The organism is Pseudomonas sp. (assembly GCF_049590575.1).
In the GTDB taxonomy this organism is placed as follows: Bacteria; Pseudomonadota; Gammaproteobacteria; order Pseudomonadales; family Pseudomonadaceae; genus Aquipseudomonas.
Map to the genome: position 1 here is coordinate 1 of NZ_JBAWDE010000232.1, position 8,576 is coordinate 8,576.

Sequence of the window (8,576 nt, forward strand, 5' to 3'; positions counted from 1 at the left end):
GCGCAGGGTCAGGCGCAAGCCGGCCTTGGCCTTCGGCTCGCTGGCGGCCAGGCGCCCGAGTACGGCGGCGGGGTTGCCGAAATACTCGGCATGACTGACCTGCAACGGCCATAGCGTCACCGGGTGTGCGGTGCGGTACTCGCAGCAGGTTTGGGTTTCGCGGCCCAGCGCGGCGCGCAACACCGTGTCGCGCGGCAGCGGGAAGCCGCTGGCCAGCGAGCCCTCGTCGGGGTCGGTCTGTAACTGCACCACGGTCATCGACGGGGTCGGTGCGAGGTAGTGCGGGTAGGCGATTTCCAGCAGGTTATGGGTGAAGGTCGGGTACTCGGCGTCGAGCTTGAGCTGCACGCGGGCAGTCAGGTAGGCAAAGCCTTCGAGCAGGCGTTCGACGTACGGGTCGGCGCAGTCCATGCCGGACAGGGTCAGCCGACTGGCGATCTTCGGGTATTCCTTGGCGAACTCGGCGGCGCTTTCGCGCACGTGGTGCAGTTCCTGGTTATACAGCTCCAGCAGGCGCGGGTTCATGGGCGTCTCCGCTGATCGGCATTGACCACGCGCACGTGGCCGGATTCCAGGTCGAGGTCGGTTTGCAGCAACAGGCGCAACGGCACCGGCTGCGCCCACAGGTCGCCTTCGATCTCGAAGCTCAGCGCGTTATGGTTCATTTCGCCATGGCCGACGCGGGCTTTGACGCGCAAGGTATGCCTCAAAATACGTGGTTCAAAGGTGGCGATGGCCTGGTAGATCAGGGCTTCCAGGGCTTTGATGTCCACGCTGGAAACGCTGTTGCCCGCGAGGGCCGGCAGGCCGTAATTGACCACCGAGGTCCCGGCCGGGGTGTGCAGCGTGGCATCGGCATCCAACAACGACGTGGTGTTGAGCAGCCACGCCAGGTCGCGCAGCACCGAGGCTTTCAATTGGGTCAGGGACAGCACGCGTTTGTCGGCGCTTTCCTTGGGATTGGTTGGATCGTCGTCGGTCAACCGGTCCAGCAGGGACGGTTGCAGACGGTCGCGGGAAGCGATTTCAGTTACCACCAAAGCAGCTCCACGGACGGGGTGCGAGAGGAACACAAGGCCTGTGGCCATGGCGCGAGGCCATGGCCACAAGGGCTATCAGCGTTTGGTGTTGGAACGGATGTTCCAGCCAAACTTGATCGCGCCGCCGTCTTTGGTGCCGTCGGCTTTCTGCGGCTGGTAGTCGACCATCACTTGGGCAAAGTTCAGGGTGACGTTCTCGGTCAGGCGATCATCGCTGCCCGAACCGCCGGTGCTCAGGGACGTGACCAGCACTTCTTCCAGGTTGATCACCATGTACTCGACCTGGCTTTCGCCACCGGCCTTGCGCACGGTCAGCTTGACCTTATCGATGTGCTTGCCGCTGGCGCAGTGCATCATCAGGTTCGGCGAGGCTTTGTCGACGTACTTGGTCAGCGACAGGTCCTGGATATTCACCTTGCCCGCACCGCCGCCACCGCCCACGTGCATGTTGCCGGACTGGGCCATGCCCCAGCTCCAGTTCAGCACGTCGATTTCGTCCTTGTGGGCCTTGTCCATGGACTCGCCCTTGATGTCGCCGATCTTGATGAAAATATCAACAGCCATGTTTTCTCCCTGTGTGGCGCGTGCCACTCGATTTGGTTTTTTGTGGGAGGGGGCTTGCCCCCGATGCAGGCGACAAGGTCTTTCAGTCAGACCGCGTCGATGCCATCGCGGGCAAGCCCCCTCCCACAGAAGAGCTAGCTCATCCGTGGGTTACGCGCTTTTCGCCGAAGGCAGCTTCGATACCAGGCGCAGCGACACGGTCAGCCCTTCGAGCTGGTAGTGCGGGCGCAGGTAGAACTTGGAGTTGTAGTAACCCGGGTTGCCTTCGACGTCTTCCACGATCACTTCGGCGGCCGCCAATGGGTGCTGGGCCTTGGTGGTTTCGGTGGAGTGCGCCGGGTCGCCGTCGACGTAGTTCAGGATCCAGTCCTGCAACCAGCGCTGCATTTCGTCCTTCTCTTTGAAGGAACCGATCTTGTCGCGCACGATGCACTTCAGGTAGTGAGCGAAACGGCAGGTGGCGAACAGGTAGGGCAGGCGCGCGGCCAGGTTGGCGTTGGCGGTGGCGTCCGGGTCATCGTATTCGGCCGGTTTCTGCAACGACTGCGCGCCGATGAACGCGGCGAAATCGGTGTTTTTCTTGTGCAGCAGCGGCATGAAACCGTTCTTCGCCAGTTCCGCTTCACGGCGGTCGCTGATCGCGATTTCGGTCGGGCACTTCATGTCCACGCCACCGTCATCGGTAGGGAACGTGTGGGCCGGCAGGTTTTCCACTTCACCGCCGGACTCCACGCCGCGGATGCGCGAGCACCAGCCGTAGTGTTTGAACGAACGGTTGATGTTCACGGCCATTGCGTAGGCGGCGTTGGCCCAGGTGTACTTGGAGCTGTCGGCGCCGTCGGTGTTTTCTTCGAAGGCGAAGGCTTCCACCGGGTCGGTCTTGGCGCCATACGGCAGGCGCGCCAGGAAGCGCGGCATGGTCAGGCCGATGTAGCGCGAGTCTTCCGATTCACGCAGCGAGCGCCAGCCGGCGTATTCCGGGGTGGTGAAGATTTTGGTCAGGTCGCGTGGGTTCGACAGTTCCTGCCACGAGCCCATGCCCATCACGGTCGGCGAGGCCGCAGCGATGAACGGGGCGTGCATGGCGGCGCAGACTTTGGACAGCTCGCCCAGCAGTTCCACGTCGGGTGGCGACTGGTCGAAGTAGTAATCGCCCACCAGGCAGCCGTAAGGTTCGCCGCCGAACTGACCGTATTCTTCTTCGTACATCTTCTTGAAGATCGGGCTCTGGTCCCACGCGGTGCCCTTGAATTTCTTCAGGGTCTTGTGCAGGTCCGGCTTGGAGATGTTGAGCACGCGAATCTTCAGCTGCTCATCGCTCTCGGTGTTGTTGACCAGGTAGTGCAGACCACGCCAGGCGCTTTCCAACTGCTGGAAATCCTGGTGGTGGATGATCTGGTTGACCTGGGCGGTGAGCTTGGCGTCGATGGCGGCGATGATCGATTCGATCGACTTGATCGCGTCGTTGGACACCAGGTCGGTTTGCGCCAGGGCCTGCTCGGCCAGGGTGCGCACGGCGGTTTCCACGGCTTCGCGGGCACGCTCGGTCTTCGGCTTGAATTCTTGCAGCAACAGCGAAGCGAACTCGCTGGTCTCTTCGGTTGCGCCCAGGTTCTGGGCGCCTTCGCGGGCGGTAGTGTCAGTCATGATTACTGGTCCCCTGCTGGCTTAGGCGCGCTGGCAAGTGCCTGAAGCAGTGCCGGGTCCTTGATTGCCTTCATGATGATTTCTTCAGCGCCGGTCTTGCCGTCCATGTAGGTCAGCAGGTTGGCCAATTGGGTGCGGGCTTCGAGCAGCTTGTTCAGCGAGTCGACCTTGCGGGCCACGGCGGCCGGGCTGAAGTCGTCCATGCTTTCGAAGGTGATGTCCAGGCTCAGGTTGCCTTCGCCGGTCAGCTCGTTGGGGACGTGGAACGCCACGCGCGGTTGCATGGCCTTGAGGCGCGAGTCGAAGTTGTCGACGTCCACTTCAAGGAACTTGCGGTCGGCGACGGGCGCCAGAGGCTCGGCAGGCTTGCCGGCGAGGTCGGCCATCACACCCATCACGAAGGGCAGCTGGACCTTTTTCTCGGCGCCGTAGAGCTCGACGTCGTACTCGATCTGCACTCGAGGCGCGCGGTTGCGCGCGATGAATTTCTGAGAACTTTGCTTCGCCACGTTGCTGCTCCTGGTCGCTTGAGCGACGGTGTTGTTACTGCACGATCGGGTGGCTTACTCGCCGTCCGGGCCGCGCAGGTTTTCAAATTGGGACATGCCGTCGGGAATCAGATTGCGCACGATGGCCGCGAAGTCGGCGTGCACCAGATTTTTCGCCCGGTTCAACAGCACCGGCAGCGGGCTCGAAGGCTCGTGACGGGTGTAGTACGCAAGGATCTTGTCGAGGCTGCGCAGCACGTCATCACGGGTCGCGATATCGCCGGTCGGGCGCGGTGCTGCGGGGGCGGCGGCGAAGTCGACCGAGGGGGCATTGTCGTCACTGACGGCCTCGGGTTCGCTGCTGCCGGCCGTGTCGGGCACGGCTTGATTGAGGATTTGCAGCGCCTGCTTGAGCGGTTGCTTCAACAGGCTGAGGTCCACGCCCTGGGCCGAACCGACCTGGTCGCTGACCTGTTGTTCGATGGCTTCGCAGGCCGCGCGTGCGGCGCTCAAGGCATCGCGAGTGGCCTGCAGTTGCTCGGGATCGCTGTCGAGAAACGCCGCGTTGAGCTGCTGGGCACCAAGGTGTTCGTCGGGGAAACTCATCAGGCCGCTGGCGTTCAGCGCGGCGCGCAAACTCACCGGGCCGAAGGTGCGCGAGCGTGTGAGGATGCTTTCGCGCAGCAGGCGAATGGTCGCGTCGCTGGTCAAGCCGGACAGGGCGTTGATGCGCACGGTGGGGTCGTTGTTGTCGTCGGCATCCAGGCGCGGGTGCAGGTCGGCCCAGTATTCACGCAGCAGCGCGTTGATCAGCGTGAGGACGTCGGCCAGCCCGGCCACACCCTGCAGGGCGAGGGCGCTTTGCAACAGAAAGTGGGTGATGCGCAGGTCTTTGCTGCGCTGCAACAAATCCAGGCTTTGCTGCTGGATGCTGCGCCATTCCGGCGGTTCGGCAGGCAGGATCGCATCGCCCATGCTGCGCTCGGGCTGGCCTTTGGCGGCACGCTCCAGATGGAGAAAGTCCGCGTCATATTCCATGTCTTCGCCACAGGGCGAAGTCGCGGAAACGGCGGTGAGCAGCAACGGCACATCCACTGAAATTGATCTCCCTATCAGCCCGTTAGATGGCGGGCAATGCATGCATTAGTTGCGCGAGGAACTTTGCATGTTTTCTTGGTCATATAAGCGCAATGCCACTAATGTGCCAGCAATGCAATGCAAGAAGTTGTGCATTTTTGGTGTAGTAGTTAGGCGTTGTCAAGGTAAGCTATTCGCCCTCTGTGACAGATGTGCGGTGCTTAACAACCTGCGCGACTGGTGGGTCGAACGGCACACCGGGATAGGATTTTTGTCATGCAGCCCAGTTAAGATCAGCGATCATGCTGACAAAACCAGGCAGTGGAAGGTCGCTTGCACGACCTGATGGGGGCGCTCGGGAACCGCTGTCCCGGGAATCGACTGCGCGCGAAGTATCAGCAAGGAGGCAAGATGTCGCTGTGTTTGACTATCACTAGTTATCACAAGATCACCCCCGGGCAATGCTCGGAAAAGTCCATGAACCAGGGCTCGATGGCGATCGGCCGCAGCTCGGATAATGACTGGGTGTTGCCTGATCCCGAGCGCCTGGTGTCTTCGCAACATTGCGTTATTCAATACAAAGATGGCCGTTATTATTTAACCGATACCAGCACAAATGGCGTGGAGTTGGTGAACGCGGCTATTCGTTTGCGCAGAGGTAACAGCGAGCCGCTGCAGGATGGCGAGTTGATCCGCATCGGCGATTACGAGATCCAGGCGCGTATCGATTTCAACGTGCAGGCTGTCGACAGCCAGCCGTTTGACGGCGAATCGCCGAACAGCTTTGAAGCCTTGATGGGCGCGGTGGCGAACAAGCCCGCGCAAGCGCCGGTGATCGCCCCGCAGTTCCACGGTGCCTCGTCGATGGACACGCTGCCCGACCTGTTCGACTTCCTCAGCCCTACCGCCGTGCCCCCGCCGACCGTGCCGGACCACGTGCCTTCCGAGCAACACGACTTCCGTCCACCGACCCCGGTGGCGGTGCCCGTGGTCGAGCAACCGGTGGTGTCGAGCTCGGTGATTCCCGAAGACTGGGACCTGTTTGGCGATACGCCGCCGCCCATTGTCAGCGCGCCGCCGCCGTCACCACCGCCCGCGCCGGTCATCCAGCCGCCACCCGTGGTCGAGCCAGTGCTCCCCGTGGCTGATAATTCGCCGCAAGCCGACCTGCTGCAAGCCTTCCTGCGCGGCGCCGGCCTTGACCAATTGCGCCTGGACAAAGCCCAGGCCGAGGCGCAGATGGAAAACATCGGGCGCAGCTACCGGCTGATGGTCGAAGGCCTGATCGATGTGTTGCGTGCCCGCGCCAGCCTCAAGGGCGAGTTCCGCATGCAGCAGACGATGATCCAGCCCGCCGAAAACAATCCGTTGAAATTCGCGCCGAATGCCGACGAGGCATTACTGCTGCTGCTGCGCCATGGAAACCAAGCGTTTATGGCGCCGGACATTGCCGTGCGCGACAGTTTCGACGACCTGCGCGCCCACCAACTGGCCGTTATGGCCGGCGTGGAAGCGGCGATCAAACACCTGCTCACGCGCTTTGAACCAGCCCAACTGGAAGAGCGCATGGGCAAGCCCGGCGGGCTCTCGAGCATTTTCAACGGTTCACGCCAGGCGCAGTACTGGCAGCAGTTCACCGAGCTTTACAGCAATATTTCCCGCGAGGCCCAGGAAGATTTCCAGGACCTGTTCGGCCGCGAATTCAGCCGGGCCTATGAAGAACACAGCGCACGCCAACGGCGCTGACAACGCGCATTACATGGATTAACGGATAGCTAAGTACGTCATTGAGGACGCAGGATGATTCCCAGGTTTTTACTCGCAGCCGCCACCGCGCTGCTGCTGACGGCGTGTGCCAAGGATGCTGCCAAACCCGACGCCGCCGTCGAGGCTGATGCGGACACCGCCGCCGTCGAGTTGCACTTCCACGCGATTGCCGGGCTCAACCCCGGTGCCAACGGCCATGCCGCGCCGGTGCGGGTACGCATCTTCGAACTGAAAAACGCCGCCACCTTTGGCCGCTCCGATTACTTCGCTCTGGCTGACCGCGCGCAATCCACCCTCGGCCTGGACCTGCTGGACCAGGACGAAGTGATGGTGCAACCCGGCCAGCAACTGAGCATCCAGCGCGACCTCGACCCGTCCACCCGCCAGATCGGGCTGTTGGTGGGTTACCGCGAACTGGACCGCGCGCAATGGCGCACGGTGATCAACGTGCCGCCGCGCCAATACACCGAATACCAGATCAGCCTCGATGTGCGTGCCGTGCGCGCCGACGTCGTGGTCACCCCATCCAGCCCTGCCCAATAAGAAGCAATCGGAGCCCCCATGTCCTGGAACAATCGCGTGGTCTGGTCGGAAGGCATGTTCATTGGAACGCAGCACTTCCAGCAGCATGACCGTTACCTGGAAAACCTGATCGACGCCCGCAGCCGCCCATTGTCGGCCGGTGCCTGGGGGTTTTCCGAGTTGCTGATCGACCAGGGCCTGCTGGCCCAGGGCAAGCTGGCAATCGTCTCGGCACGCGGCCTGTTGCCCGACGGCACACCGTTCAATATTCCCCAGGACGACCTGGCGCCGAGCCCGCTGAACATCGACGACAACCTGCGCGACGGCCTGGTGTACCTGGCCTTGCCGCTCAAGCGTGCGGGTGCTCGCGACACCGTTGACGATGGCGAAGACCTTGGCGCCGCGCGGTACGTGAGCCAGGTGCGCGAAGTGCGCGACGACAATGCCCCGTTCGAAAACCGTGCACCGGTGGCCGTGGGTTCCCGCGCTTTGCGCCTGCTGACCGCCCAGGATGGCATCAGCGATTACGCCGCCATCGGCCTGGTGCGCATCAAGGAGAAACGCGCCGACCGCGCGCTGGTGCTCGATGAAACGTACATCCCGCCGGTGCTGGACGTGGCCGCGAGCAAACCGTTGACGGCGTTTCGCAGCGAACTGCTCGGCCTGCTGCACCAGCGCGGCGAAGCCCTGGCGGGCCGCGTGGTCGCGTCGGGTGCCGGTGGTGCGTCGGAAATTGCCGACTTCATGCTGCTGCAACTGGTCAACCGCGCGCAGCCGCTGCTCCAGCATTTCAGCCAGTTGAGCCCGCTGCACCCGGAGCGCTTCTTCAGCGAACTGGTCAGCCTGGCCGGCGAATTCTCGACCTTTTCCACCGCAGGCCGTCGGCCCCAGGAATACCCGCAGTACCAGCACGACGACCTGGCTCTGAGCTTCACCCCGGTGATGGCGGCGCTGCGCGAGGCGCTGTCGATGCTGATCGACAGCAAGGCCACGCCGATCCCGATTGTCGAGAAAGCCTATGGCATTCACGTGGCGATGCTCGCCGACAAAACCCTGCTCGACAGCGCCAGTTTCATCCTCGTGGTACGCGCCGACGTGCCTGGCGAAACCCTGCGCGCGCGCTTCGGCCAGCAGAGCAAGGTCGGCTCGGTGGAGCACATCCGCGACATGGTCAACCTGCAACTGCCGGGCATCGGCCTGCTGCCATTGCCGGTCGCGCCACGGCAGATCCCGTACCACGCAGGCAGCACTTATTACGAGTTGGACCGGGGCAGCGAGCACTGGCAGCAACTGCATAACTCGGGTGGTTTTGCCTTCCATATCGCCGGGCAGTTCCCGGGCTTGAACCTGGCCTTCTGGGCGATCCGAGGATAATCCGCGATGCATCCCAATGATGATGACCGCACCCAGTTCATGCCGCGCCCGGGTGGCCGTGCGCCGGAACCTGCGCGTGCCGAACCGGCCCCGCTGT

9 protein-coding genes are annotated in these 8,576 nt (G+C 62.8%); 3 read left to right on the plus strand and 6 right to left on the minus strand.

The genetic code is table 11. The features are described from left to right. The 6 genes from WBR57_RS16115 to tssA form a co-directional block, all read right to left on the minus strand. The coding region (locus WBR57_RS16115) for a type VI secretion system baseplate subunit TssF (protein WP_424084674.1) at window positions 1–525 on the minus strand (525 nt) is incomplete at its 3' end. Then, window positions 522–1,037: a type VI secretion system baseplate subunit TssE gene (gene tssE, locus WBR57_RS16120; RefSeq protein ID WP_005792513.1), complete on the minus strand. Its 516-nt coding sequence runs from the start codon at window positions 1,035–1,037 to the stop codon at window positions 522–524. The genes WBR57_RS16115 and tssE, both read right to left, overlap by 4 nt. Before the next feature lie 78 nt (window positions 1,038–1,115). After that, the gene (locus tag WBR57_RS16125; protein ID WP_017735732.1) at window positions 1,116–1,604 is read right to left on the minus strand and encodes an Hcp family type VI secretion system effector; all 489 of its coding nucleotides are present in this window, start codon (window positions 1,602–1,604) and stop codon (window positions 1,116–1,118) included. Between the two features lie 150 nt (window positions 1,605–1,754). Beyond that, on the minus strand, window positions 1,755–3,251 hold the full coding sequence (tssC, locus tag WBR57_RS16130) for a type VI secretion system contractile sheath large subunit (protein ID WP_424084675.1): 1,497 nt from the start codon (window positions 3,249–3,251) through the stop codon (window positions 1,755–1,757). Between the two features lie 2 nt (window positions 3,252–3,253). Further along, window positions 3,254–3,760: a type VI secretion system contractile sheath small subunit gene (gene tssB, locus WBR57_RS16135; protein WP_010168268.1), complete on the minus strand. Its 507-nt coding sequence runs from the start codon at window positions 3,758–3,760 to the stop codon at window positions 3,254–3,256. Window positions 3,761–3,814: 54 nt separating this feature from the next. Then, window positions 3,815–4,834 carry a type VI secretion system protein TssA gene (gene tssA / locus WBR57_RS16140; protein ID WP_424084676.1) on the minus strand — a complete coding sequence of 340 codons (1,020 nt, stop codon included), beginning with the start codon at window positions 4,832–4,834 and terminating at the stop codon, window positions 3,815–3,817. 393 nt (window positions 4,835–5,227) lie between these two features. On the opposite strand from tssA, the gene tagH reads away from it, so the two are divergent. Genes tagH through tssK form a run of 3 tightly spaced genes read left to right on the plus strand, consistent with a single transcriptional unit; the run spans window position 5,228 to window position 8,479 of the window. Next, window positions 5,228–6,562 carry a type VI secretion system-associated FHA domain protein TagH gene (gene tagH / locus WBR57_RS16145; protein WP_424084677.1) on the plus strand — a complete coding sequence of 445 codons (1,335 nt, stop codon included), beginning with the start codon at window positions 5,228–5,230 and terminating at the stop codon, window positions 6,560–6,562. Window positions 6,563–6,616: 54 nt separating this feature from the next. After that, window positions 6,617–7,126, plus strand: coding sequence for a type VI secretion system lipoprotein TssJ (gene tssJ / locus WBR57_RS16150; protein WP_424084678.1), 510 nt, complete (start codon window positions 6,617–6,619; stop codon window positions 7,124–7,126). 18 nt (window positions 7,127–7,144) lie between these two features. Continuing rightward, window positions 7,145–8,479 (plus strand): type VI secretion system baseplate subunit TssK, encoded by a 1,335-nt coding sequence (tssK, locus tag WBR57_RS16155; RefSeq protein WP_424084679.1) that lies wholly within the window; start codon window positions 7,145–7,147, stop codon window positions 8,477–8,479. Window positions 8,480–8,576: the final 97 nt, after the last annotated feature.

Excerpts from the sequence above, each read along its gene's own strand:
- tssJ (WP_424084678.1), top strand. The coding sequence starts at position 6,617 with ATGATTCCCAGGTTTTTACTCGCAGCCGCCACCGCGCTGCTGCTGACG.
- WBR57_RS16125 (WP_017735732.1), bottom strand. The coding sequence starts at position 1,604 with ATGGCTGTTGATATTTTCATCAAGATCGGCGACATCAAGGGCGAGTCC.
- tssC (WP_424084675.1), bottom strand. The coding sequence starts at position 3,251 with ATGACTGACACTACCGCCCGCGAAGGCGCCCAGAACCTGGGCGCAACC.
- tssK (WP_424084679.1), top strand. The coding sequence starts at position 7,145 with ATGTCCTGGAACAATCGCGTGGTCTGGTCGGAAGGCATGTTCATTGGA.
- tagH (WP_424084677.1), top strand. The coding sequence starts at position 5,228 with ATGTCGCTGTGTTTGACTATCACTAGTTATCACAAGATCACCCCCGGG.